Annotated in this window: 17 protein-coding genes, 1 pseudogene and 1 CRISPR repeat array; of the genes and pseudogenes, 1 reads left to right on the plus strand and 17 read right to left on the minus strand. The window is 54.5% G+C overall.

Annotated elements, in window-relative coordinates; all coding sequences use genetic code 11:
* The 9 genes and pseudogenes from TX77_RS13770 to TX77_RS01375 all read right to left on the minus strand — a co-directional run.
* Window positions 1-414, minus strand: a pseudogene (locus TX77_RS13770) (TonB family protein); the annotation flags it as partial.
* A 5-nt stretch (window positions 415-419) separates the two neighbouring features.
* On the minus strand, window positions 420-824 hold the full coding sequence (locus TX77_RS01340) for an ExbD/TolR family protein (protein WP_044503043.1): 405 nt from the start codon (window positions 822-824) through the stop codon (window positions 420-422).
* A gap of 12 nt (window positions 825-836) precedes the next feature.
* Window positions 837-1,448, minus strand: coding sequence for a MotA/TolQ/ExbB proton channel family protein (locus TX77_RS01345; RefSeq protein WP_044503044.1), 612 nt, complete (start codon window positions 1,446-1,448; stop codon window positions 837-839).
* 160 nt (window positions 1,449-1,608) lie between these two features.
* Window positions 1,609-3,330, minus strand: coding sequence for an ABC transporter ATP-binding protein (locus tag TX77_RS01350; RefSeq protein ID WP_044503045.1), 1,722 nt, complete (start codon window positions 3,328-3,330; stop codon window positions 1,609-1,611).
* Window positions 3,327-4,244, minus strand: coding sequence for a ChaN family lipoprotein (locus TX77_RS01355; RefSeq protein WP_044503046.1), 918 nt, complete (start codon window positions 4,242-4,244; stop codon window positions 3,327-3,329). Before TX77_RS01355 ends, TX77_RS01350 begins: the two co-directional genes overlap by 4 nt.
* Before the next feature lie 12 nt (window positions 4,245-4,256).
* The gene (locus TX77_RS01360; RefSeq protein ID WP_049917262.1) at window positions 4,257-6,287 is read right to left on the minus strand and encodes a TonB-dependent receptor plug domain-containing protein; all 2,031 of its coding nucleotides are present in this window, start codon (window positions 6,285-6,287) and stop codon (window positions 4,257-4,259) included.
* A gap of 21 nt (window positions 6,288-6,308) precedes the next feature.
* Window positions 6,309-7,097: an ABC transporter ATP-binding protein gene (locus tag TX77_RS01365; RefSeq protein ID WP_044503047.1), complete on the minus strand. Its 789-nt coding sequence runs from the start codon at window positions 7,095-7,097 to the stop codon at window positions 6,309-6,311.
* Window positions 7,094-8,104, minus strand: a complete 1,011-nt coding sequence (locus TX77_RS01370; RefSeq protein ID WP_044503048.1) for a FecCD family ABC transporter permease — start codon at window positions 8,102-8,104, stop codon at window positions 7,094-7,096. The genes TX77_RS01365 and TX77_RS01370 overlap by 4 nt, the downstream gene beginning before the upstream one ends.
* Window positions 8,101-9,063, minus strand: coding sequence for an ABC transporter substrate-binding protein (locus TX77_RS01375; RefSeq protein WP_044503049.1), 963 nt, complete (start codon window positions 9,061-9,063; stop codon window positions 8,101-8,103). The genes TX77_RS01370 and TX77_RS01375 overlap by 4 nt, the downstream gene beginning before the upstream one ends.
* A gap of 441 nt (window positions 9,064-9,504) precedes the next feature.
* On the opposite strand from TX77_RS01375, the gene TX77_RS01380 reads away from it, so the two are divergent.
* Window positions 9,505-9,759: a hypothetical protein gene (locus TX77_RS01380; protein WP_044503050.1), complete on the plus strand. Its 255-nt coding sequence runs from the start codon at window positions 9,505-9,507 to the stop codon at window positions 9,757-9,759.
* Window positions 9,760-9,769: 10 nt separating this feature from the next.
* Here the strand turns inward: TX77_RS01380 and TX77_RS01385 are convergent, their stop codons facing one another.
* The 8 genes from TX77_RS01385 to TX77_RS01425 all read right to left on the minus strand — a co-directional run bounded on the left by TX77_RS01385 (window position 9,770) and on the right by TX77_RS01425 (window position 25,511).
* The gene (locus TX77_RS01385; RefSeq protein WP_154651835.1) at window positions 9,770-14,743 is read right to left on the minus strand and encodes a TonB-dependent receptor domain-containing protein; all 4,974 of its coding nucleotides are present in this window, start codon (window positions 14,741-14,743) and stop codon (window positions 9,770-9,772) included.
* Window positions 14,744-15,051: 308 nt separating this feature from the next.
* Complete coding sequence (locus TX77_RS01390) at window positions 15,052-15,564, minus strand: nitroreductase family protein (RefSeq protein ID WP_044503052.1); 513 nt, start codon at window positions 15,562-15,564, stop codon at window positions 15,052-15,054.
* A gap of 294 nt (window positions 15,565-15,858) precedes the next feature.
* Window positions 15,859-16,405: a CRISPR direct-repeat array (repeat unit 36 nt; unit sequence GTTTCAGTCCCCTTACGGGGATTTTGGTACTCTGAC).
* Between the two features lie 633 nt (window positions 16,406-17,038).
* Complete coding sequence (locus tag TX77_RS01400; RefSeq protein WP_044503054.1) at window positions 17,039-17,821, minus strand: short-chain-enoyl-CoA hydratase; 783 nt, start codon at window positions 17,819-17,821, stop codon at window positions 17,039-17,041.
* A gap of 201 nt (window positions 17,822-18,022) precedes the next feature.
* Window positions 18,023-18,877: a 3-hydroxybutyryl-CoA dehydrogenase gene (locus tag TX77_RS01405; protein WP_044503055.1), complete on the minus strand. Its 855-nt coding sequence runs from the start codon at window positions 18,875-18,877 to the stop codon at window positions 18,023-18,025.
* A 399-nt stretch (window positions 18,878-19,276) separates the two neighbouring features.
* Complete coding sequence (locus tag TX77_RS01410; protein WP_044503056.1) at window positions 19,277-20,794, minus strand: FGGY-family carbohydrate kinase; 1,518 nt, start codon at window positions 20,792-20,794, stop codon at window positions 19,277-19,279.
* Between the two features lie 21 nt (window positions 20,795-20,815).
* Window positions 20,816-21,382, minus strand: coding sequence for a hypothetical protein (locus tag TX77_RS01415; RefSeq protein WP_044503057.1), 567 nt, complete (start codon window positions 21,380-21,382; stop codon window positions 20,816-20,818).
* 16 nt (window positions 21,383-21,398) lie between these two features.
* The gene (locus TX77_RS01420) at window positions 21,399-21,722 is read right to left on the minus strand and encodes a YerC/YecD family TrpR-related protein (RefSeq protein WP_044503058.1); all 324 of its coding nucleotides are present in this window, start codon (window positions 21,720-21,722) and stop codon (window positions 21,399-21,401) included.
* 150 nt (window positions 21,723-21,872) lie between these two features.
* A complete protein-coding gene (locus tag TX77_RS01425; RefSeq protein ID WP_044503059.1) occupies window positions 21,873-25,511 on the minus strand; it encodes a PolC-type DNA polymerase III in 3,639 nt (1,212 codons plus the stop codon).

Below are 25,511 nucleotides of genomic sequence, written 5' to 3' on the forward strand. Positions count from 1 at the left end.
GCCGCTTCCCGAGCCGCTGCCGCTGCCGCTTCCTTCCCCGCCTGCCGCAGAGCTGCCTCCATCAGACGAAACCGCATTTGCCGGAGAGGGATTGGCCGCTGCGTTTTCTACCGGCGATATGGCCGATGGAGCTGCCAAGGCTGACGAAGCCTGTTCGACCTGAGCCCTTCGCTCGGCCACGGCCGCGTCGGACAACTTATCGGGAAATAGATTGGCCGCTCCGCCGCCGCCACCGCCGGCATGACCGCTCCCGGCGCCTGTCAGTTCCGACGCATCGAGGTCGATGACGTACATTTTTTCTTCTTCATGGTGAGCGACGGAGCCGGCTAAAAAGCACATGAACAGGCCAAAGACCAGGGCGTGGATGACCAGGGATCCGCCATAAGCCTTTTTCCAAGAAATACGGCTGTCCATGGACCTCACCCTTTCTGCTTGGCCGCAATGGCCAGCCGCTTGACGCCGGCAGATTTCAACATGTCCATGACGGCTACGACCTGGCCGTGAGCCGTGCCCTTATCGGCCTGGAGGACGACGGCGGCATTGGCATTATCGGCCATGTGCTTCTTCATCAAAGTCGACGCTTCGTCGATACTGACCGGCTTGTTGTCGAGGGTAATATGGCCGTCCTTGTCGACGGTGACGATCAAGGGCATCTGAGCCGGAGCCGAAGCGCTCTGGGCCTGAGGAAGCTGGACGGAAAGGGCTTTTTGGGCGACGGTCTGCAAGCTGTTCATCATAAAAAATACGAGGAGGAAGAAGATGATGTCGATCATGGGGATGATCATGAACACGGGCTTCTTCTTCATTCTGACGTGAGAAAACATGACTTTCGCCTCCTATCCTGCTTTTTGGGCCTGCATGACGTCGAGGCAGACCCGTTCCGTATCGGTGACAATCGTGTCGAGCTGATGCGAGAAATAGGTATAGACGCAGAAGGCCAGGATGGCTACACAGAGGCCCGTTGCCGTGGCGACTAAGGCCTCGCCGACACCGCCGCTGATGGCCGAGGCACCGGCACCGTTATCGAGGACGCTGAAGGTACTGATCATGCCCGTAACCGTCCCCAAGAGCCCTAACAGGGGAGCGATGGTGACGATGGCACTGAGATAGTCGAGATACCGCTGGAAGCCGATGGCTTCGACGTGCATCTGTTCATGAAAGGCCGTCTTCATCCGATTTTCGTCGCCGCCGTATTTCAGGCCGTTGGCGACGATGCGGCTCATGGCCGTCGGAAACTGCCGGCAGTAGGCATCGGCCCGGTCCCATTCCCGGCTCTCGGCCGCCTCACTGACGCCGGCGCAGAACTCCTTGGATCCTTTGCGGTTCACCCGGTAGTAGCCAAAGCGTTCGATGGCGATGGCCAGGGTAAAAATAGACAGCAGCAAGAGAGGATACATGACCAGACCGCCGCTGTGAAACAACTGTAAGGCATACTGAAAAGCTTCCATTCTTTCACACGCTCCCTTTTTATGAAATCAATTCTCATCTTTAAGCAGTGTCATTGTAACAGATTTCCCCCTCCCCTTTCTACTCCAAGGAGGTCAAAAAGGATCCGTTCAGACATTTACTTTAAAAATGGATCAAAGACTGATAAAATACCGCCTTTGTCTAGGCTTTTGAAGAAAACTGAGCCCGGTATAAGTCATAATAAGCCCCTTTTTTCGCTATCAGCGCTTCATGGGACCCTTCTTCGGCAATCCCCTCTCCGGTCAGGACCACGATGCGGTCGGCCTGGCGGATCGTCGCCAAGCGGTGAGCGATGATCAGCGTCGTCCGCTTCGCCGACAAGGCCGTCAAAGCCTGCTGGATCCGCAGTTCTGTTTCGTTATCGAGAGACGACGTGGCCTCGTCGAGGATCAGGACCGGCGGGTTCTTAAGGAACATGCGGGCAATGGCCAATCGCTGTTTTTGACCGCCCGACAAGAGGATGCCCCGTTCGCCGACGTAACTGTCATAGCCTTCGGGCAGGGCCTCGATAAAGGCGGCGGCATCGGCTTTTTTCGCCGCTTCCCGAAGGACCTCATCGGGCGCCGTCTCATCGCCAAGGGCGATATTGTCCCGAATCGAGCGGGCAAAGAGAAAGACATCCTGCTGGACGATGCCCACGGCCTGCCGCAGCGACGCCAGGGTATAGTCGCGGATATCCCGGCCGTCGAGGACGATGGAACCGGCCGAAACGTCATAAAAACGAAGGATCAGATTGGCAAGGCTGCTCTTTCCGACACCGGTAGCACCGACGATGGCTACCGTTTCCCCCGGCGCGACGGTCAAGTTAAAATCCTTCAAAATCATCGTATCGCTGCCGGGATACGAAAAGGACACGCGGCGAAATTCCAGACGCCCTTCAATTCCCTCAGCCTCGACGGCGCCGGGACGGTCGACGATCTCAGCCTGTTGGTCCATCAATTCTGCATAACGACGAAATCCGGCCATACTGCGCTGATACCGTTCCGTCAGGACGGTGAGCTGCATGATAGGCCGGATAAAGAGCATTAGATACATCAAAAAGACGACTAAATCGGCGACGGCCATGGCTCCGTGAATGATAAAATAACTGCCGGCAGCAATGATGACCAAGTTGTTTACATTGGTAAAAAAGAGGATGGTACTCATCAAATAGGCTTCCAGGAGATTGGTCCTCTTTTGGGCCTGCCGCAGCTTTTGGCTGGCCCCTTCAAAATGGCGGAAGATGCGGTTTTCACTGCCAAAGGCCTGAATGACCCGGATGGCACTGAAGCTTTCGGCACAGACCGTACTGAGGCTCCCCATTTTCTCCCGCGCGCGGAAAAAGGTCTTCTTCATCCGTCGGTTGAGCCATATCGTATCGGCCGTCTTTAGGGCCAAAACGACGAGGACCAGACCGGCCAACTGCCAATTGAGGCGGAACATGAAGAAGGCACTGCCGGCCATGGTAATCGTGCAGACGAGGGCTAAGTTAGGCAGTTGAAAGACGAGATCGCCGATCTCTGAAATATCGCTGATGACCGTCGACACGAGCCGTCCCGTATGGACGCGGTCAAAGAAGGAAAAACTCAGCCCTTCCACATGGGAAAAGAGGTCACAGCGAAGGTCATGCTCGATGCGGGCTCCCATATTCCGGCCGCAGTAATAGACGAGAAAGGTCAGGAGCAGACAGAGGACGTAGAGCCCCAAAAGGCCGAGGGCTGACCGAATCAGGGCCTCTAAATCCCCGGACGGCAGGACGACGTCGAGGATATGGCGGACCACCATGGGAAAGAGGGTCTCCAAGACGGCCGATAAGACGGAGCCGATAACGACGACGGCCAGGAGCCGGCCGTACGAGCGGTAGCAGGATAAAAAGCGCTTCATCCCCCATCGCCCGCCTCTGTGTTAGGTACGACGACGATATAGTCCCCTTCATCTTGGTACAGCCTTCCCGGCTGCACACCGCCTGTCTCGGACGACTCCGCGAAAACGGCGGTAATGACCTGTATATCGAGGTCCGGCTGCCGGCGGTGGAGCTGTTCGACAGAGCCCAAATAACCGCCGCTGTGGACGGCCCCGGTCAGATGATAGACCAGATGAGCGGGATGGTTCTTTTTATAAGCGGCCAGCCTTTCGGCCATGGCATTGTCCTTTAAAGATTGGGCCGCGAACAGCTTGGGGATCGTTTCTTCCGATACCGGCATGGCCCGCCCTTTTAAGGCCTTCATGATCTTCGTAAATTTTCGTTCATAAGCCAGAGAGCTCGGGTAAAGGGGCTCCGGCACATAGGATTTCCACGATGCCGGAATGGCGTCCAACGTCCCCGTCCGGGCATACGCCGCCGCAGCCGGCCTCGGGATCGAGGCGGCGACGACAGAAAGGTCATGTGTTTTGGCAAATTCAACGGCGGGCCGATAGGCCTCCCTATAGTTGGGCCAGGGCCGGCTCTGGGCTAAATAAGTTTCTTCAGGGACCTCTCCCTTCAGATAGGCATCCAGCACGGGCTGGCTGTCCTGTTCAGCCATTTCCAACGAAAGGGCCAGATTGCGGCCTTTTCGCTCATAGAGAGCCTCAAAGAGAGCTGCTTCCAGTTCGTGAATGGCGGTATTGTCATGAAATTCCCCAAAGAAGATGACGTCCGCCCCTTTCACCTGATCGGCTAACTCCGAGACCGACAGACTGCGGCCCGTCGCCGTTTCGACGATGTCCGGTCCTTGAGCCCCGTTCGTCAGTCCGGGTACGGCCAGGACGAGGGCCCAAGCCCACAAGGTCAATGATTTTCGTAACAAGGATTTCATCACGACGCCCCCTTACCACTTCCATTCAGCGCCGATCCGCCACATCCGGCCGTCGACATAGATGTCGTCGACTTTCTTGTCAAAAATATCATCGACGCCGCCGTAGACGGCAAAGCCGCCGCTCAGTTTCTTGCGGAAGGAGAAGTTCAGCGTATTATAGGTATAATCCTGTCCGTCAAAGCGGTAGTCGTTGCTGAACTGATCCCAGAGGACGGCACTGAAGCCCTTTTCTTTATGATCGTCGTATAAGAGTTGCAGCGTCGTCGTATGTCTGGCCCGATAATTGAGGCGTTCGCCCGTCGTACCGTTGGTCGCGTCGAGGTAGTTATGGGTCATCTTCACGGTCCAGCGGTCATTGAGGCGGCGCCCCACTTCGGCTTCGACGCCGTTGATATCGGCCTTGGCGATATTGATGTACTGATAGGTCATATAGCCGATGGGAGCTGTTTCGATTAAGTTGGTCACCTTATTATGGAAATAGGTCAATTTCCCGAAATTGCGGCCTTTATCGTATTCTAAGCCGAAGTCGAAGCTCGTCGATTTTTCCGGTTCCAAATCGGGATTGCCGTAGATATTGACCGTCGTCGCTCCCATGGCCCGGTGCATTTCCATATAGAGTTCACTGATGGACGGGGCCTTATAGCCCTGGCCGTAATTCGATTTAAAGCGCCAGTTCTGATCGATGTTATACGTCAGGCCGATTTTAGGCGTCGTCTGACTGCCGAACTGGCTGTTGTGCTCAAAGCGCAGGGACGGGATGAGCAGCAGGCGGTCGTTGACCTGCCACAAGTCTTCTACATAGCCGGCATAGGAATTGACTTCGTGCCCGGCCACAGCCTTATCAAGACCGACTGACGAACCGGAGAGACGGGTCCCTTCGTATTTCAGTTTCCGATATTCGCCGCCAAAGGTCAGGTTATGATGGTCGCCGATATACATCGTATCCTGGGCTTCGGTCACCCAAGTGCTGTAATCAGCCCGGTCCATATCGGCTCTGGGGTACATGCCGCCTAAGATCCGTTCCATCATGCCCGGAAAGAGAGGGCGGTCATTGTAGATGACAGAATTTTTCTTCAACTGATTGTAATACGTGCGGAACATGTAGTCATTGCGGCCGGTCTTCCCCGTGTATTCGACGCTGGCTGCCCGCTCCTGTTCATGGTAAAATTCCCGCTTATCCAGCGACGTCGGAAGCTTCATGGGCCCCATGGCATACCAGGCCGGAGCAAAATCGGACCGCAGGTCATCATTATGATACTCCAGGTCGACGCGCAGCTTGTTGTCGTTGCTGTTTTCAAAGTCATAGACGCCGGCCAGCTGGTACATGCGGCGCATGCCGTACATGGCCCGGTCATAGCCTTCGGTCACGGTCCGCGTGCCGCGGCCGGAGACGGTGCTGCTGTAGACGTAGCGGTTAAAGGGCCGCAGCCGGTCCCAACGGGCGTCGAAGGACGTCGACCAACGATGGTGTTTGCCAAAGTCGACATTGACGTATGACGCCGTATTTTCCGTACCGGTGACGACGCCTACAGTGCCGCCGGCCTTATCGGGGACCTTGGTGATGATATTGATGACGCCGCCCATGGCATCGGAGCCGTAGAGGGAGCTCGACGGGCCGCGGACGATTTCAATGCGCTCGATATCGCTCAAATCGAGGCGTTCCAGGGCATAGACGTTGGTCGTGACATCCGTGTCTTCACCGGCATAGCGCTTGCCGTCGACGAGGATCAGCGAGTGGTTGGTGCTCATGCCGCGAATCATGACGGCGTTCCCCGTCATGCCCGCCCGGGCCAGGTTGACGTTATTGGCCAGTTGCAGGGCCGACCGGACATTCGCCGCTCCCATGCGCTGCAGATCTTCCTGCGTCCAGACTTCGACAGCCTGAGGCACGGTCTTCACTTCTTCTTCGGTCTTGGTCGCCGTGACGATGACGTCTTTTAATTGGACCGGTTCTTCATTTCCGACGGCAGCGCCTTCAATCGTTCCATACAAGGACGTCGTCATGAGTACGGCTAAGAGTGCCGTATAGTTACGATAGTTCATTCCCTTTGCTCCTTCCAGCAGTCAGTGCGTCCCATAAGGCACACACAGGCGGTACGTTTCAGCACCTTCCTGTACTTCCGTAATAATAGCTTGTATGTCGTACAGCGGTTCAATGATGTCCCGCCGAAACACATCCTTAACCGGTCCGTCGACGACGATCCGTCCTTCTTTGACGGCAATCAGGCGATGGCTGTAGCGGGCGGCATGATTCAGGTCATGGAGGACCATGACTACCAACACGCCCGTCGTTTCATACAGTTCAGCGATGAGTTCCATTAAATCTAATTGATGGTGAATATCTAAATAAGTCGTCGGCTCGTCGAGGAGCAGGACTTCCGGCTCCTTGGCCAAAGCCAGTGCCAGCCAGGCCCGCTGCCGTTCCCCGCCGGACAGGGCCGAAAGGCGTCGGTGCTGCAGCTTGGTCATCCCCGTCCCGGCCAGCGCCTTATCGGCAGCCTTACCATCTTCTTCGCGAAGGCTGGAAAAGAGGCTCTGATAAGGAAGCCGTCCCAAGAGGACCAAGTCCCGCACGGTAAGATCGCCGGGGGCCTGCATCGACTGGGGCATAAAAGAGATCATACGGGCCAGGGCATCCGTCGAAAAGCTGTTCATGTCGCGGCCGTTCAAGGTGACGACGCCGGCCGACGGCAGGATCAGGCGGGCCATCGTCTTCAGCAGCGTCGACTTCCCCGACCCGTTGGGGCCGATGATGGAGATGATTTCTGCCTTGTCCAGTACCAGGTTCAAGTCCCGGGCAACGACCTTATTGCCGTATTGGATCTGAAGACCCTTAAGTTCAATAGGACTCATGGCGTACCCAGCCTCCGTCTCAATAAATACAGGAAAAACGGCGCCCCGATAAAGGACATGAAGATGCCGACGGGAACTTCCATGGGACTGAAGACCGTCCTGGCCGCAGCGTCTGCGCCGGCTACCAAGACGGCACCGAACACGGCCGAGCAAGGCAAAAGGGGCTCGAAGTCAGAACCGACGATGAGGCGCATCACGTGGGGCACGACCAGGCCGACGAAGCCCAAAAGGCCGGCTACGCTGACGGCAGACGCCGCCAAAAGCGCGGCCAGGGCTACTAAAAGAGCCCGCGTCCGATGGACCTGAACGCCTAACGTCTGAGCTACGTCGTCGCCGAGCTGCAGGGCATTGAGGCGCCGATAGAGGCAGATCGTCCCCACCATGCCGATCAGACTATAAGGCAGGATCATGCGCACGCTCTGCCAGCCGGCACCGGCAAATCCGCCGGCCATCCAGGACACGGTTCCCTGGACCTTATCGGAAAAGAAAACGGACAAGGCCGTCATGCCGCCGCCAAAGAAGGCCGCCACGGCCACCCCGGCCAGTACCAGGCGCAGGGGATTGACGCCCCGCTCCCAGGCCAGGAAAAAGACGATGGCCGCCGCCCCTAAGGCTCCGGCAAAGGCCGCTAAAGGCACCCAAACGGTCAGCGTCGGCGCCAGCATCATCAAGGCCATAGCCGCCAGGCCCGCTCCGGCCGAAATGCCGATAATGCCCGGATCGGCCAAGGGATTGCGAAGGACCCCTTGGAGGATGCAGCCCGACAAGGCCAGGTTGGCCCCGGCCAAGGCGGCGCAGATGCCGCGAGGCATGCGCAGGGTATAGATGATACGGTAATCTTCCGTCGTCCCCGGCGCCCGCAACGCCAGCCAAAGATCCGGTAAGGGGATCGATACGGCACCGACGACGACCGTTAAAATAAGGACACCGACCAAGAGGACCAGGCCGGCTAAGAGGACCGTCAGCCGCCGGATCTCTCTTTTCCGGGTGACCTTATCCGCCATCATAGGGTCCCTCCCCCATACAGGCGGTCGGCCATGTATTCCATGGCATCGGCAATGCGGCTTCCCGGATTGACCGTAAATAGGGCCGTCGGCAGGGCATAGACCTTCTCTTGGCGCACAGCCCGGACCTGACTCCAAGAATCGCTGTCAGCCATGGATGACCGGAATCGATCGGCCTCATCGGGACTCTGGCCCATGGAGATGATAAAGATGACCTGCGGATCTTGGCGCAGGACGTATTCCATGCTGAGGGGCACAAAGGGCTCGTGAGAACCGGCTCCCTCGGCAATATTGGTACCGTGGAGGCGTTTCAGCATATCGCCGGAAAAGCTGGCTGCCGTAGCCATATTGTTGCTGTCCGGCGAACTGAAGAGGATCAGGGCCCGCGGGCTTTCCTTCCCGCCGGCGGCTGCCATGACGGCATCGGTCCGATCTTTGATATCGGCAGCCTTCTTCGCTGCCTCCGGTTCATGGCCGGTCAATTCGCCAAAGAACTCCAGCGTCCTCAAACTGTCTTCCAAGGAATCCAAGGAATTGATGTACAGCGGGATGCCGTTTTGGGCCAGGGTTTGGCGAATCTGGTTGTGAAAAGGCACGTTGATGCCGACGACTAAATCCGGATGGAGCGATAAAATCGTCTCTAAATTAGGCCGATGAATGATGCCCACCGACGGGACGGCTGCCAAGGCCTCGGCCAGTTCCGGTGCCATAGAATCAGACGTCGGCTTGCCGACAATCGTATCCCGGCCGCCGGCAGCGTCATATAAATCAAGATTGGATACATTCAAAAAAACGACTCGCTGCGGGTGAACGGGAATCGTGACGGACTCTCCGGTTGCATCCACGACTTGACGAGTCGCTGTCGATGGTACCCCATCGGCGTCTGCCATCATGAACCAGGCCACGGCTGCCACGATGACAATGCCGCAAAAAATAAGACTGCTAATCAATACTTTACGCAAAAAAGAACCTCTCTTTCAAAGAAAACTACCAAAACAAGACATAAAACACGAATGCAGCCAAAGCCCATAAAGCTCCTAAAAAGGCGAAGCATTCGCCAGTCCCGTCGAACACGACTTCTCCCTGTATGCGATACATAGACAGGTCCTCCTTTCCCTAAAAATCCGGCGGGGATGGCGGCGTGTTCCCAAGGGGATCTCCTATATAAAAGTTTTATTATCGATATCGATTTTCAATATATTTTGTAATAAAATCATAACATATTACAATTATAACGACCACTCCAATCAGTCGGGAAATGATCCGTTCCGACATTTATTTTGTAACCGCCTGTCTGAACAGCCTTTCCTGCTATTCTCATTATCATTTTATTTGACATATTGAGAATGGAGGTATATCATGTTAATACATCGAATCTTATAACCTTTTAGGAGGCGTCCCCTATGAAACATACCCTCTATCTTTTCTCGTATCTCGTCATGCTGCCCTTAGCCGCTGCCGTCTTCGTCATCGCCCTTTTCACCGGCTGCGTGACTGTTGAATCCCTACTGAAAGCCTTGCTCTGGCTGACCCACAGCACGATGACGACGGAAACCAGAAACCTGGCCGTCGTCATCGCCGCTATGCCTCTTGCCCTGTGTTCAGCGTCGTGGGTACTGGCCCGCACGGCCTGTCAACTGCGCCATTATTGGTCCTAAGGCAAGGGATTTAAAATTTATAGGTCAGCTGCAGGCGGGCATAATCGCCTAAGGTAAACTGTTCCGGCCCGTAGAGCGTATCGCGGCTGTGAATGCCCTTGGCATCGAAGGTATAGAAGGCTTCGACGAGGAAATTTTTAGCCGGTACATAGCCGGCACCGACGGTAAAGCTGCGAATGCCGTCGAGATAGCGGTCCGGCAGGCTTTCCGTACCGTTGCCGCCGAAGAAGGAGCCGTGCTGGAAGTATTTATAGTCGGCAAAGGCATTCCAGCTGCCCGGTATATCCGTATCGCTGCGGCCGACGTCGAGGCGCACCGTCCAGAAGTGAGGCGTTCCGCCCTTATCCCGGCCAAGAAGGGTAAAGTCTGCCGTGCCCCGCTGATGATCGTACCGGGACTGACCGTTCAGGAAGCGGCCGAATTCCGTACGGTTCTGGCCGTAGTCGGCAGACAGGCGCAGGTTCTGTCCGATCTGCCAGCGAGCCCCGATGCCGACGACGTCGGCAAAACGGTCAAAGATATCGACATCATTGCCGTGGTTATTTTCCGAGAACCACGGCTGTTTGTCCTGCCTGAAAGAATGGAAGTACCAAGCCTGAAGGCCGAAATCAGCGCCGAATTGTTTCTTGACCTGGACGAAAGCCGCCCGATTGAGAGGGGCAATGACGTCGCGCCGGAGGATCGTCCCTTCCGTAAGGATCGGCCGACCGATGGCTTTTTCCAAAGCCGCCCGGGGCTGCTTACTGGCCGAATCGGCACTGCGGACGAGATCTTCCAGGGCTTTCAGGTATTCCGACAGCAGTCTGGGAATCTTCAGCCCGTAATTCGGGTCGTTTCCATTGATGTCGGCACTGCCGTAATTTTCCTTGTACAGTTCATCGATGAGATGGTCCAGCGTCGAGTCGAACCGGTACTGTGAATACCAACCCGCTCCGTCTTGACCGGAATCTTTCCAATCGAGGCTGCCGATGCCTTCGATACCGTCATAGACATAATCGCCGGCCCTATCGCTGCGGCTCACATTACGCCACATGCTGCTGCCGTCCAAGGGACGGTAGGTCGTCCCCATTTCATCGTCCTTGCCGTAATAGCCCCAAGCTTCTTTGGCCGTATGCTCGGCAATGGCTTCATAGCCCCGATGCAGTTCCGCTTCCCGGGAAGTGAGGAAGGCCCGGCCGTCACCGAGAGCCCTGTCGTCACTGAGGCTGATGGAAAAGTATTTATTCATTTCCTGTTTATAGGCCTTTTCTTCCGGCGAGTCGAAGTCGCTGATGTAGCTGTTATAGTAGACATCGGCCGCCTTATAGACGACGGCTCCCGTGTCTTTATGCTTCAAGCGGTACAATACCTTGCCGTGGATCGGCACGTTGAGGGTAATGCCGGCCTGAGCCGCTTCTTTGCCGTAGGCCGTGTTCACGATGTGCTGGAGGCGGCGGATCACGGCGCCCTGCTCCTTCGTGTCGGCCCCGTTTTTTACGGCATCCCGCAGCTGCTGGTAGAAGTAGACCTTGTCGTTTTTCCCCTTATAGGACTTATTGTAAATATCGTTGGGGCTGCCTTCGTCGTAGACCGTTCCTTCCCGGTCCGGATCGGTCGTTCCCGGCTTCAAGGGGTTGGCGCCGGCCATCTTGGCCAGATCATAAGGCCAATCGTCGCGATTGAGACCGATCAATTCCGATACCGTCGGCGGCCGATAGAAGACGGCGTGCGTCGAATGGGTATAGGCCGAATCGGAGATACCCGTACTGTGCTTAAAGGACCCGTATCCCAGGCGGACCTGGGTATCCTTTCCGGTCCAAACGGCGCGGACACCGTCGAATTCTTTCCCGAACCAATACCCGGTGACCCCCATAGGTTCCGTCAGGCGGCCGATGGAGAAGTCCCATTGCCGGACGCGGTGCGTCAAGTCCGCTTCTTCGACGCGCTGATGTTGGAGGCCTTCTGACAAGGGCACGGTCTCTGCCGTATCGACGGCTGCCGCCCCGGAAGCGCTGCCCAAGAGGCGCAGGTTGGTATCGTCTCCCAAGCGGGCATCGACGCCCAAACGCAGGCGCTGGCTAAAGCCGTGTTCTCCCCGGTCATACATGTTGCGGTCTGCCGTATCGATGTACGTATCTGCCCTAAAGGGCGGCAGCTGGCGGTCCTGTCCCTTATGGGAATCCCACCGCAGGCGGTAGTCACCGATGATGTCCCAGCCTTCTCCCTTAGACTCGTCAAAGGGGCGGGCGATGAAGTCGTTCATGCGAACCGGCGTTTTGGCAGCCCCTGCGCCTTCAGCAGCGGGAGCCTTCTTCCCTTCGAGGATGTCCCGGGCATCGCGGCCCAGTTTAAAGTTGACCCCAAAGCGGTAGACCCGCTGCTGCGTCGCCCGGTCGTCGTCGCGGTGGTTGAACAAGTTATTGATGCCGAAGTAGACCAATGAATCTTTATTGATCTTTTTCTGCACCATGAGGTTCCAAATGCCGAAGGTCTTCTTCTGGTACCGGGGCTTGCGGTACACGGCCCCTTCTCCCTGAAGGATATCGGGCCAGTAGTTCGACGAATCGGAAAGGGAATTGCTGTCCAGCATGTGGATGTAGTAATTGCCCCATAAGGACCCGCGCCAGCCGCTTGCCGGGTCGTCATAGTCAAGGCCGATATCGACCTTATGGACCGGCTTGTCAAGGAGGCGGCGCGGCATATCGGAGTCGCTCTTATTGATGGCGTGGAGCCAGGTATACCCCAGTTTAGCCGTCCAATGACGGCCCAGTTTCTGCTTCACTTCCGCTTCCAATCCCGTAATTTCAGCGCGGCCGATATTCTTAAAGCTGTAAATCAAATCGGGGGCCCGCATCCATTTGGCCGAAAAGCCCAAATCAGGGGCAAAATCCATGTAGCGGCCGGTAAAATAGACGGTCATGTAATCTTTGATGCGGTTGTGGAAGAAGCCCAATCGGGCCGACGTATTGTCATTTTCCCCTTCGATGCCGATGTCGAAGTTAACCGACGTTTCCGGCTTCAAGTCGGGATTGCCGACCCAGTACCAGCCCATGCGGGCCACGCCGATGCCGACGGGACTGCTGCCGTACATTTCCCAGTTATACCAGAGTTCACCCATGCCCGGTTCGGTATAGCCCGTGCCGATATTGGCTTTAAAGCGCCGGTGTTCGTTGCCGCCGACATTGTGGGTCAGCCCCAAATTGCCTGAAAGATGGCTGCCAAAGAGGCTGCTGTCGTCCAGCCGGAGAATAGGGGTCACGATGGTCCTGTCGTTGACCTGCCACGTATCTTGGATGAAAAAATTACGCCGATTGATCGTGCCTCGCCCCGTCGTAATCCGGTTGTTGCGGCGGCGGTACTCTTCGAGAAAATGGCGGCCGTTAAAGACCGGCGCCTTTTCCCGGGTCTTGGGATCCGTCGCCATGCCCCACTCAAAATACTTGCCGACGATGTTCGATGCGCCGGCCAACTGCGGGTTCTGGTCGCGCAGCTGCTGTTCAAATGTCCAGTAGTCCTTCCACTTGTCGTCGGTCATGGACGAGTCATTGTACCAGCGGCTCGGCTCCTTATCCTTCAGCTTATGCCGTTCGTAATCGGTATAGGTAATGAGGGGCAGCGTCGACGGATCGTTGCGGTCGGCGCCGTAGTATTCATAATTTTGGTCCCATTGAGGCAGGCTGGTGCCGTTATCATAAAAGGCATAGTCGTGGATGTGGGACCAGACGGGAACGCTCGTATCTCCATCGTTTCGCATATAGGCATCGATGCCTTCGACGAGGAGGCCCTTGTCGTAATCCCAGGGATCGATGTAGCGCGTCGACGTCCGGGGCGAGCTCTTGAGACGGCTTCCTTCGCCGGTCTCTTTGATAAAGCCGACGCCGTAGCTGAGGAGATGGCGGTCATTGATCTGCGTATTGGCCGACGCCTTGAGACTGCGCTGGCGGTGGTCGACGTCGTCGACGTATTTCAGCTCATTCTTGCCCTCGTAAGACGACCGTCCATAGTAATTGATGAGGGAAATATCGTCTTCCTTCATACGGGAATAATTCGTTTCTACACTCCAGTCGGTCCTGCCGGCCCGTCCCGTCCAGCCCAAATTATACGTATTGCGGTCAGCCCGCCGCTTAAAAATCTGTTGGGGCTCCATATCGCTGTCGGTGTGCTTGACGTGGCGAAGGAGGTCTTCCGTATAACGTTCGACGTTCCAATGGAGGCTGTTATTTTCATTGATGTCATACGTGCCGACCATACCGATCGTATCGGCCGTCCCGTGGTAGCGCAGGGAGTTTGGCTCAAAATTGGCCATATCCTTATTTTCGATGATCCACGTCCGCCGCGGCTTCTCACTGGCGTATACGGGCATGATGTCCCGCTTGCTGCCGTAGACGCCGAGGCGCAGTTTTCCGATCTGGCCGGAGTCGGCGCGGAGGAAAAGATTGGTGTAGGGCGCTAACCCCTTATCGCCTTTGGCACGCATGCTTTCGGCATTGAACTGTATCTGAGGCGTGTCCGACGCTTTCTTGGTAATGATGTTAATGACGCCGCCAATGGCATCGGAACCGTACTTGGCACTGGCTGCCCCTTGGATGACTTCGATGTGATCGACATTTTCCGTCCCCAACCGCATGACTTCATCCATGGCGCCGGAATACTTGGCCAAATCACCCATTACGGGCTGTCCGTCGATGAGGATCAGCGTATGACGCGGCTCGGCACCGCGGATCGACACGCCGGTCCGCCCCATGGCATCGACGGTCTTAGACACACCGGTCTGGTTGAAAATGACGTCTTCCACCGATTTGGCCTGTTTTTCTTCAATTTCCTTGGCCGTAATGATTTGAACCTGCTGGGACTCCCACTTGGCATTTTCCTCGGCCTGAGACGATTGGACGACGACCTGCTTCGTCGTTACGGACTGACTGCCGTCTGCTGCATCTGCCGCCATCGTCAGCGGCGCCGACAGCCATAGGATAATAGCCCACGTCAGGGCCTTCTTCTGTTTCATACAACCTTCTTTCCCGACATATGTTTCCATACCGCAGTTATTTGTTGAAAATAATTTTCATATATGACGAGATTGTAACAGTAAAAGGGCTTTATCGTCTACTCCGTTAGGTTGAAAAAAGCTCCGTTCAGACATTTATTTTTAACATAACACTAATTTATATCAAAATAAAACTATTTGATTTTTCCGATATCTCCCGCACACAGCCGGTGACTTCCACCAAAACACAGCTGCAAACAACGGCTGCCAATCCATGAAAAAAAGCCCGCTCCAGGCATGGGAGCGGGCTTTACTGTCAGAAAATAGGCTTATAAATAGGAAATGACGTCTTCTTCTTTTTTCGATTGGAAATGCCAGGCGGCGGGCTTTGCTTCCGGAGCGGGATAACCGATCTGCATGAGGGCGACGATTTCGGCGTCCTTCATTTCGGGGAACAATTTTTTCTGCTCTTCTGTGTCGAAGTCGCTTACCCAGGCGGCACCGAGACCTATGTTTTCGGCGGCCAGCCAGACCTGCATGGCGGCGATACTGGCATCGACGACGCCGTGATTCCGGCCGTCACTCTGTCGGACCCAGGCTTCGCCCGGTACATAACCGACGGCAATCGTCAGGGGCGCCTGGAAGTGGTATTTCGTGATGGCCTTGATCTGTTCGAGTTTCTCCTTCGATTCGATGACCCAGGCCCGAATGGGCTGATAGTTTACGGCACTCGGCGCCAGCATGATGGCTTCCTTCAGTTTATCAACGAGGGCCGGTTCTACTTTTTTATCCAAAAATTTGCGGACCGAATAACGATCCTTCATCAATGGTTCAAATTCCATGGTCAAGTCTCCTTTTCGCATAAGGTCTCCCCGTCATCGGGTTATCCTCATTATACTTACCGGTATAAAATTTACAAGTACGCACATTTTTAGTACCTAAAAAAATAACTTCCATGACAAAAGCCGATACCAGACATCCCAGATAGATGACGGTATCGGCTTTTCTCATGCAAGATTCAGTTTTCTGTCCCCTATGGTACAAACTCCTTTTTCCAAAAGGAGTCTAATTAAATCCGGGGATTTCGGTACCCTGACGTGGGCGTTATTAGTATTGCTAGTTAAACTTGTTTGGCCGTTTCAGTCCCCTTACGGGGATTTTGGTACTCTGACATTGCCGTAAGTTTAGGAATCGTTTTGATATTTTAATGTTTCAGTCCCCTTACGGGGATTTTGGTACGCCGACTCCGCCATCGTCGGATGCGTCGTCAATTTCTTTACGATGTTTCAGTCCCCTTACGGGGATTTTGGTAATGCGACCTGATCTTCCCTGGGCCGCAGATCAGAGGCGAAAACGTTTCAGTCCCCTTACGGGGATTTTGGTAATGCGACGCGGCTGCCGGAAATCCGTCCGGGAGTTGGTTATACTCGTTTCAGTCCCCTTACGGGGATTTTGGTACTCTGACAATTTAAGGTTATATATTATAATTGCGATATTGAGTTTCAGTCCCCTTACGGGGATTTTGGTACTCTGACGTCAACGTGCATTATTTGACGAACTTGATAATGTAAGTTTCAGTCCCCTTACGGGGATTTTGGTACTCTGACCTTCTATCTACATAATACGATACAAACTTATTTCTGAAATGTTTCAGTCCCCTTACGGGGATTTTGGTACTCTGACTCTGCCTCCCAGTACCCGCCCCCTGACTGGGCTCACAGGCGATTTTTTCAAACCTCCGGCTTTTTTGGCCTTTTTCGGGGACCCGGGTGAAAAATAAAAATCAGGCAGTGCCGCTTATCCGCTTGGTTATGCCGTTTTTCGCAGGTTTGAAAATTTTCAAACCTACGAGGTTTTTGGCCCTGAAATCGGTTTGCCAAAGGTCAGTAGTACTTTGACTTATCTCAAGTATACGTTTTTCGACTTTTATTGTCAAACGAATTTCGGAAAAGGGCTCATCTTCGAATGTCCTCGCAAATGCCTCTCATCGGGCGCAAGAGCGCCTTCTCCCTCTTAGCCATCTAAGTCATATAGTCGACCGTAGATGGCCTTTTAACTCGCGTCTGCAGGGTTTCCGCACAAAACAAGATTTCAGTCCCCTTACGGGGAATCGGGTGATGCGACGTTATGACAGTCCAGTTGAGAGTCTACTGTTATGTACAGTTTCAGTCCCCTTACGGGGAAATTGTTAACTCAGATCTAGTCGTCACATCACTTTGGCTTTTCTTTAGTATACGTTTTTCATCTTTGTTATGAAAAAAGGACGTCCCATGACAAATCACGAGACGTCCCTTTATTCGGAGTCAAACGATGATCTTATTTGCCTTCAAAGGTCGGTTTACGTTTTTCTACGAAAGCAGCCATGCCTTCCTTCTGGTCGTTCGTGGAGAAGCAGAGACCGAAGACTTCAGCTTCGTAAGCGATGCCGGTTACGACGTCGCAGTTGATGCCGCGATTGATGGCAGCTTTGGAGAGCTGTACGGCGACAGGAGCGTTCTTGGCGATTTTGCCTGCCAATTTGAGGACAGCCGGCATTAATTCTTCCTGAGGAACGACTTTGTTTACGAGGCCGATAGCTTTTGCATCTTCAGCACCGATCATGCCGCCGGTGTAGATGAGTTCTTTAGCCTGGCCGCGGCCGACAACACGAGTCAGACGCTGGGTGCCGCCGAAGCCCGGGGTAATACCGAGGCCGACTTCAGGCTGGCCGAATTTTGCGTTTTCCGATGCATAGCGGATGTCGCAAGCGCAGGAAAGTTCGCAGCCGCCGCCGAGGCAGAAGCCGTTGATAGCAGCGATGACAGGCTGAGGCATGTTTTCGATTTCCGTGAAGACGTTCTGACCGAACTGGCCCCATTCGCGGCCTTCTGCCGGAGTCTTGGTAGCCATTTCTTTGATGTCTGCGCCGGCAACGAAGGATTTTTCACCGGCACCGGTGATGACGACGACTTTAACGGCTTTGTCGACAGCGATCTTTTCGATAGCGTCTTTTAATTCCGTAACCGTGTCGAGGTTCAAAGCGTTCAGAGCTTTCGGACGATTGATGGTAATCGTTGCGATACCATTTTCTACTGCACAAAGAATGTTCTGGTAATCCATGAGATAAACCTCCTAAAACAACTGATATAGAGAATAGTATAGAATGAGTATAGAAAACGACGGGTCTTTTCCATGATGGAATCCAACAGGCCGGACCGCCCCCGGGATGCTGGTGAGATACGCCGTTTTATGACCGTAAATCTTTAAAAATAATACGGGGTGTGATAGTCACGCCCCGTATTCAATTAGCACAATGCTAACTTATTTCGCGTAGTCGTAGAAGCCTTTGCCAGTCTTACGGCCGAGGTAACCAGCCTGGACGTATTTCTTGAGCAGCGGGCACGGACGATATTTGGGATCGCCGAAGCCTTCGTAAAGAACTTCCATAACGTGGAGAACAACGTCGTTACCGATAAGGTCGCAGAGAGCCAGAGGTCCCATGGGATGGTTGAAGCCGAGTTTGCAGACGTTATCGATGTCTTCTTTGGAAGCAACGCCTTCCATCAAAGCCTGGATAGCTTCGTTGAGCATCGGAATGACGATACGGTTGCCGGCGAAGCCCGGGAAGTCGTTAACTTTAACCGGAGTTTTGCCGAGGTCTTTCGACAACTGTTCGATCTTAGCGTAGGTTTCGTCAGAAGTTGCGATGCCGTTGATGAGTTCGAGCAACTTCATGACCGGAGCCGGGTTGAAGAAGTGCATGCCGATAACTTTGTCCGGGCGTTTCGTAGCTGCGCCGATCTGAGTGATAGCCAAGGACGACGTGTTGGAAGCGAGGATCGTGTGTTCCGGGCAGAGTTCGTCGAGTTCTTTGAAGATAGCCGATTTGATCTTCAAGTCTTCGATAGCAGCTTCGACGACAAGGTCGATGTCGCTCATATTTTCAGCCGTACGGGTAACGAAACCGGAAATGCGAGCCATGGTTGCGTCTTTGTCAGCCTGGGTCATTTTTTCTTTAGCAACTAATTTGGTCAGAGATTTGTCGATTTTGGCCTGGCCGCCGGCGATAAATTCGTCTTTAATATCGTTCAGGACAACGTCCCAGCCGTGCGTAGCGAAAACCTGTGCAATGCCGGAACCCATCGTACCAGCGCCAATAACCATTACTTTACTCATGTTTAACTCCTCCTTCGTCGCGTGATTTTTTTCACTAGATTAGTTTAAAAAAAAGTCACACGCCTCATAAATAAGATTCACTGCTTACATTGATAGTATACCACACACACCAAAAAAATCCACTAAAAAACGGCACTTTTTTCATTTTTTCACATTTATTACATGCATTTTATGCAAGTCGTTTTAAGTCAAGTTACTTATTATCATTCTTTAATATAATTATGTCATGGAAATACGTTACGTTATGAACTTATGTTATAAAAGTTACGTTATTTTTTCACAAAGTGCATGGAGTTCTATAGCCACAGGGAATTGGAAGTGCCGGAGACAGGCCCTTTCGTGGGTACCAAGTAAAAAAAAGTGCCGCAGCAGGCAAAACCTGTACGGCACGTGAGGCTCTTAGTCTCCCCCATTGAGGGCTTTTAAGAGGGCTCCCCGTTTTTCATAGGAAGCGCGATACATTTTGGTATTTTCTTCGTCGGGAACGTAGGTGGCCTTGACTTCCAACTGGCGTTCGAGGGCTTTTTTCAGATCCTTGATATCGCCGGCAGCATAAGCTGCGACGATGCAGTTGGTCGGTACGGCTCCGCCGGCGACTTTCAAGGTGACGACCGTCGTATCGAGCATGTCGGCCTTGATCTGGTTCCACAGTTCGTCCCGGCTGCCGCCTTCGGTAATGGTCAGGTGCTTCAGACCGATGCCGGCTGCCCGGTATTGGTCGGTGACTTCCATGTAGTCGTAGCCGATGCCTTCGAGGACGCAGCGCCACATGGCTCCCTGGTCGGAATCGAGGGTAAGGCCCGTAAAGGTCCCGCGGACGTTGGGATAGGCGCTGTCGCCGCCCGTAAGGTAGGGCAGGAACAGGGCCCCTTCGCAGCCCGGTTTATGGCGCTTGGCCAGTTCGTCGAGGGTACTGTAGTAGTCGTCCCCTTCTTCTCGGGCGATGCTGTCTTTGAACCAGCGAAGGGCCAAGCCCCCCGTGCGGACCATGCCCCAGTAGAAGTATGTGCCCGGCAGGGTCCCGGAGTTAAAGATGAGGTTGCTTCCGGGGACCGACAGTTCCGGCATGATGCCGTCCGTTGCGGCGCAGAACATGGCGCAGGTCCCGGCGACGTCGACGGCGTTGCCCGCTTCCAAGATGCCGCTGCCCATCATGGATTCCATCGTATCGCCGGCACCGGCGCAGATGGGAATGCCTGCGGGAAAACCCGTTTCCATGGCGTCTTCTTCACAGAGATGACCGATGATGTCCCAGGGCTTTACGATGCGCGGCATGGCCGATTCGGGAATGCCCAGGATGTCGAGTTGTTCCTTGGACCATTCTTTTTTGACGACGTCGTAACCGAGGCCCCAGCCGGACATGGTGCCCCAGTCGATGAAGGCGTCCTTGGCCGTAAGGCCTGCCAGGTGCATTAAGACGTAGGGGCAGTTGTGGACGAATTTGACGCCCTTTTCCTTCCAGGCCGGGATGTTCTTCATGAACCAGCGGGCGAACATGGCCGGGAACATCATGTTCGGTTCGGCGTTGCCCGTTTCCCGTCCCCAAATGTCGAGCTTCTTTGCTTTCAGGGCTTCGACGTCATCGCGGGTGCGGCTGTCGAGGTAGTTGACGTAGGGCGTAATGGCCTTGCCGTCTTCGTCGATGCCGGCGATGCCGCAGATGATGCCGTCGCCCATGATGGCCCGGACTTTGCTGACGTCCCAGCCTTTTTCTTCCATCTGGCGGCTGCACGAAGCCATGCACTGTTTGATGAGGCGGTAATATTCATCGACATCCATCTGGACCCAGCCGGGCTTAGGATATGCCAGATGGGTCTTGGCCGTATCCATGGCCAGGCAGTGCTGTTCATCGTCGTAAACGGCTACTTTGACGCTCTGTGTACCGGCGTCGAATCCGATATAATACTTATCACTCATTGAGACCACAATCCTTTCTTATCAGCCGTGGCAGTCCTTGACCAGGCCGCCGATGCGTCCGACCAGGCCCGTCGTCGATTGGTTGGGCTTGGGCAGGCGCTTGAGGCCGGTCAGGGCTTCGACGTAACAGAAATACTCATCCATCGCCGTTTCGATGGCGTCGAGGGTCTGTCCGTCGATGTGTTCAATGAGGGCCAAATCGTGCTGTTCATAGCGGTTGATGTAGCCGTAAAGCGAGGTAAAGGTACCGGTATGCTTGGTATACGAACAGAAGAAACAGTATTCGATGACGGCGTCGCATTTTTTCAGCGTCTGCTGATCCGCTGCGCCGGAAAATTCCGGTCGGTCCTGGATGATGGTCTTGATCCAGTTGTTGATAACGCCTTCAAAAAAAGTAAATAACGACAACAATGCCGCCCGATAGTACCGGCGGGATAAAAAGATGCCTTTCTTCGTTTCCTTTTCTTGCTGCATGACAGCCCGTTGTTTAAATGTACAGTAATCCTTCCACAGTTCTTCATAAATCGAAGCCTGCAGTATATCCATATCACCGTTCTTGAAGATGGTGACGTCAATCTTGGCCTTCATGAAATCGGCTGTCCTCCTACTTGGATAATTTTAAAAAATCTGGTTCTTTCTCGGCCATGCGGCTGAGGATCTTTTCGTACCCGCCGCTGCCATATACGAGACAGCGCTTGATACGGCTGATGGTCGCCGTGCTGGCGCCGGTCTTTTGGACGATATCTTCGTAAATGTCGCCGGCTTTGAGCATGCGGGCCACTTCGAGGCGGGCTGAAATGGCTTTCATTTCCTGAATGGTGCAGATGTCTTCGAAAAATTCATAGCATTCATCGACGCTCTTGAGTTCCAGTATGGCCCGAAACAGTTGGTCGTGCAGGTGATCCCGTAGTTTTTCATTCACTGCCACGATATATCCCTTCCTTCCCTTACAGATTTTGTCTTGCTGAGGCCGTTCCTTTAGTCGGCTAAATACAAGAATTATTATACGGCAATAACGGCAATCTGTCGAGAGAAAAAGCCCCTCCGAAGGGAGAGGCTCTGACTCCTGTATGGTCTTTTACATGGCAAAGAGGTCGATCTGTTCGTCTTCCGGAAGGTCGCCTAAGCAGCCGTCTGCACTCATGGTGTCGATGAGGGACTGGGAAACCTTGCCGCGCATCTTGAGGTCGGCTTTGGAACTGAAGGGAGCGATGGCCCGTTCGGCCACGATCTGTTCGGCGACACTTTCGCCCAGGCCGTCGATGGCCGTAAAGGGCGGCAGGATCTTGCCGTCGCAGATGGTGAATTTCGTCGCTGCCGAGCGGTTGATGTCGACGTTCAGGAAGGAGAAGCCGCGAAGGCTCATTTCCTTGGCCAATTCTAAGGCCGAATAGAGGTCTTGTTCGATCTTGGAGGCACTCTTGCCCTTGGCGGCGATTTCCTTCATGGCCCGTTCCTGCCCTTCGAGGCCGTGGATCATGGCCGACAGTTTGAAGGCCTTGGCCCGGATGGTGAAGTAAGCGCAGTAGTAAGCCAGGGGCTGGTTGATCTTATACCAGGCGATGCGGAAGGCCATCATGACGTAGGCCACGGCGTGGGCCCTCGGGAAGAGGTAGCCGATTTTCTGGCACGATTCGATGAACCACTGAGGAATGTGCCCTTCTTTTAGTTCGCCTTCGTAGTCCGTCGTCTTTTGGCCCAGTTTGTTGGGCTTATCGATGCCCTTGCCCTTACGGACGTTTTCCATGACCTTGAAACTGGTCTTGGGTTTAATGCCGTGTTCGATGAGATAGTTCATGATGTCGTCACGGGTCGAGACGGCTTCCTTCAGGGGGACCGTCCCCGACGTGATGAGGTCCTGGGCGTTGTTCAGCCAGACGTCGGTACCGTGGGAGAAACCGGAAATACGGACCAGTTCCGAGAAGGTCTTGGGCTTGGTATCGACCAGCATCTGACGGACGAAGTTGGTCCCGAATTCCGGGATCCCCAGGCTTCCGACTTTGGAACCCAGTTCTTCCGGCGTCACGCCGAGAGCCTTGGTCGAGCTGAAGAGGCTCATCGTGGCCGGGTCGTCGAAGGGAATGGTCGTGGCCTTGATATGGGTCATGTCCTCTAACATGCGGATGACCGTCGGATCATCGTGGCCGAGGATGTCGAGCTTGACCAGACGGCCTTCGATGGAATGGTAATCGAAGTGGGTCGTAATGATGCCGCTTTCTTTCTTATTGGCCGGGTACTGGACGGGGGTAAAGTGATGGACGTCCATATCGCGGGGGATAACCATGACGCCGCCCGGATGCTGGCCCGTCGTATTCTTGATGCCCGTGCAGCCTGACACGAGGCTGTTGATGTAAGCTTCATTGACGTGGATGCCCTTCTTCTCGGCCCATTTCATGACGTAGCCGTAGGCCGTCTTATCCTTGACGGCACCGATGGTACCGGCGCGGAAGACGTTGTCTTTCCCGAAGAGTTCTTCCGTATATTTATGAGCCTTGGGATGGTATTCGCCGGAGAAGTTGAGGTCGATATCGGGGACCTTGTCGCCGTCGAAACCGAGGAAAATGGCAAACGGAATGTTGTGGCCGTTCTTTAAGAGCGGTTCGCCGCATTCGGGGCAGGTCTTATCGGGCAGGTCGAAGCCGCCGCCGTATTCGCCCTTCGTGTAGAAGTGGCTCCAATGGCACTTGGGGCAGACGTAGTGCGGAGGAAGTGGGTTGACTTCCGTAATGCCGGACATGGTGGCTACGAAGGACGAGCCGACAGAGCCTCGAGAACCTACGAGGTAGCCGTCGTCGTTGGAGTGTTTTACCAGTTTATGGGCGATGTAATAGAGGACGCCGAAGCCGTGGCCCAGGATGGACGTAAATTCTTCTTCGAGCCGGTCTTCGACGATCTTCGGCAAGGGCGTGCCGTAGATTTCATGGGCCTTTTCGTAACACATGTGTTTCAAGGCTTCCGACGAGCCTGCGATCTGCGGGAAGTACAGCGTTTCCTTCGGGATCGGCCGGCAATCGTCGATCATGTCGTTGATCTTATTAGGGTTGGTAATGACCACTTCTCTGGCCCGGTCTTCGCCGAGGTAGGAAAATTCTTCCAGCATTTCGTCCGTCGTGCGCAGGTAGAGGTCTGGCTGGAATTCGGCATCTTTGAAGCCCTTGCCGGTCATGAGGATTTCCCGGTAGATCTTGTCTTCGGGATTCATAAAGTGGGCATCGCAGGTGGCGACGGTCAGTTTTCCCAGTTCGTCACCGATTTTTAAGATCGTCCGGTTGATGTCGCGCAGCCCTTCTTCATCGGCCACATAGCCTTCACGGACTAAGAAGCCGTTGTTGGTCAGAGGCTGGATTTCCAGGTAATCGTAGTAATCGGCGATCTTCTTTAATTCTTCGTAAGGAAGCCGTTTCTGGACCATGGAGCGGACCAGTTCGCCTGCTTCACAAGCCGAGCCCAGGACGAGGCCTTCGCGGTATTCGTCGAGGACGGCCCGGGGAATGCGCGGACGGCCGCGGTAGATGTATTTAAGGTGAGAAATGCTGACCAATTTGTACAGGTTGCGGATGCCCGTCTGGTTCTTGGCCAGGATGATGATGTGGTACGACTGGTCGATTTTGTCATCGAAGAGGTAGCCTTCCATGCCGTAGATGACCTTGACGCCGTTGCTCTTGTCCGTCGAGATTTCCTGCAGGAGCGGGAAGGACTGGACGACGCCGTGGTCGGTGACGGCAATGGCCGGATGATGCCATTTTTTGACGGTCTTAATGAGCTGTTTGACCGTAATCAAAGCGTCCATATCGCTCATGACCGTATGGAGATGGAGTTCGACACGGGGCGTCGGGTTATGGTCTTCCCGTTCGACGGTCCCGCCGTCGGCTTCCATCATGTCATAGGCCATGAAGACGTAGTCGTTCTGGTAGTTGTCGTATTGGATATTGCCGTGGATGCGGACGTAGGCGCCGGGCTGCAGTTTTGTCTTGAGGCAGTCGTATTCTTCCGGCGTCAGGGTATTCTTGCGGCGGAATTTGCCGCTGCCGCCCTGGTTGCTGACGTCGAGGAACTTTTTGGCCGAAATACCGTTGGTGCTGTCGGCCATCTGGAAGGTCAAGAGGATGCGCTTGGACTTCAATTCCCGGAACTCGACTTTGACGACCTTGCCCTGAAGGACGACGTCGTTCTGCTCTTCGCCGAGGACGTCGTTGATGGGGACCGGCTGGCCGCCAAAAGCCCGGCCCATCCAAACCCGGCTGTCGCCGCCGGTCTTAGTGCCGCCATTCCCCTTCTCGCCCTTGCTGACGCTGCACGACGAGACGGAAGCGCACTGGCAGGCTTTTTTATAGTCTTCATCCTGATATAATTCTTCGTCGACGTCGTAGAGGGATTCGTACGAATCTTCGTGAGGAATGCCGTAGCCCTCGAGGTCATCCGTCGAGATGTCGGCAATCTGCCGCAAGGGATCGTTTTCCGGGATGGAAAGGGGCATGTCGCCGCCGTGGAAGACAGACGTCACCTGGTGTTCGACAGACACGTTGCCGTCGAGGCCCAGTTTCCGGCAGACCCGGTCGCGGAGGAGGTCCATATCGCCCGGCGCATAGGCCGACTCGGTCTTGACCTTCCACCAATGGCTTTCCAGGTCAGCTGCAATGGAGGCGACGGCGACGGTCTGGCCGCCGTCGACGGGAATCAATATATCATTTTTAGGAACAATATGCCAAACTTTCAT

Source organism: Megasphaera massiliensis (assembly GCF_000455225.1).
In the GTDB taxonomy this organism is placed as follows: domain Bacteria; phylum Bacillota; class Negativicutes; order Veillonellales; family Megasphaeraceae; genus Megasphaera; species Megasphaera massiliensis.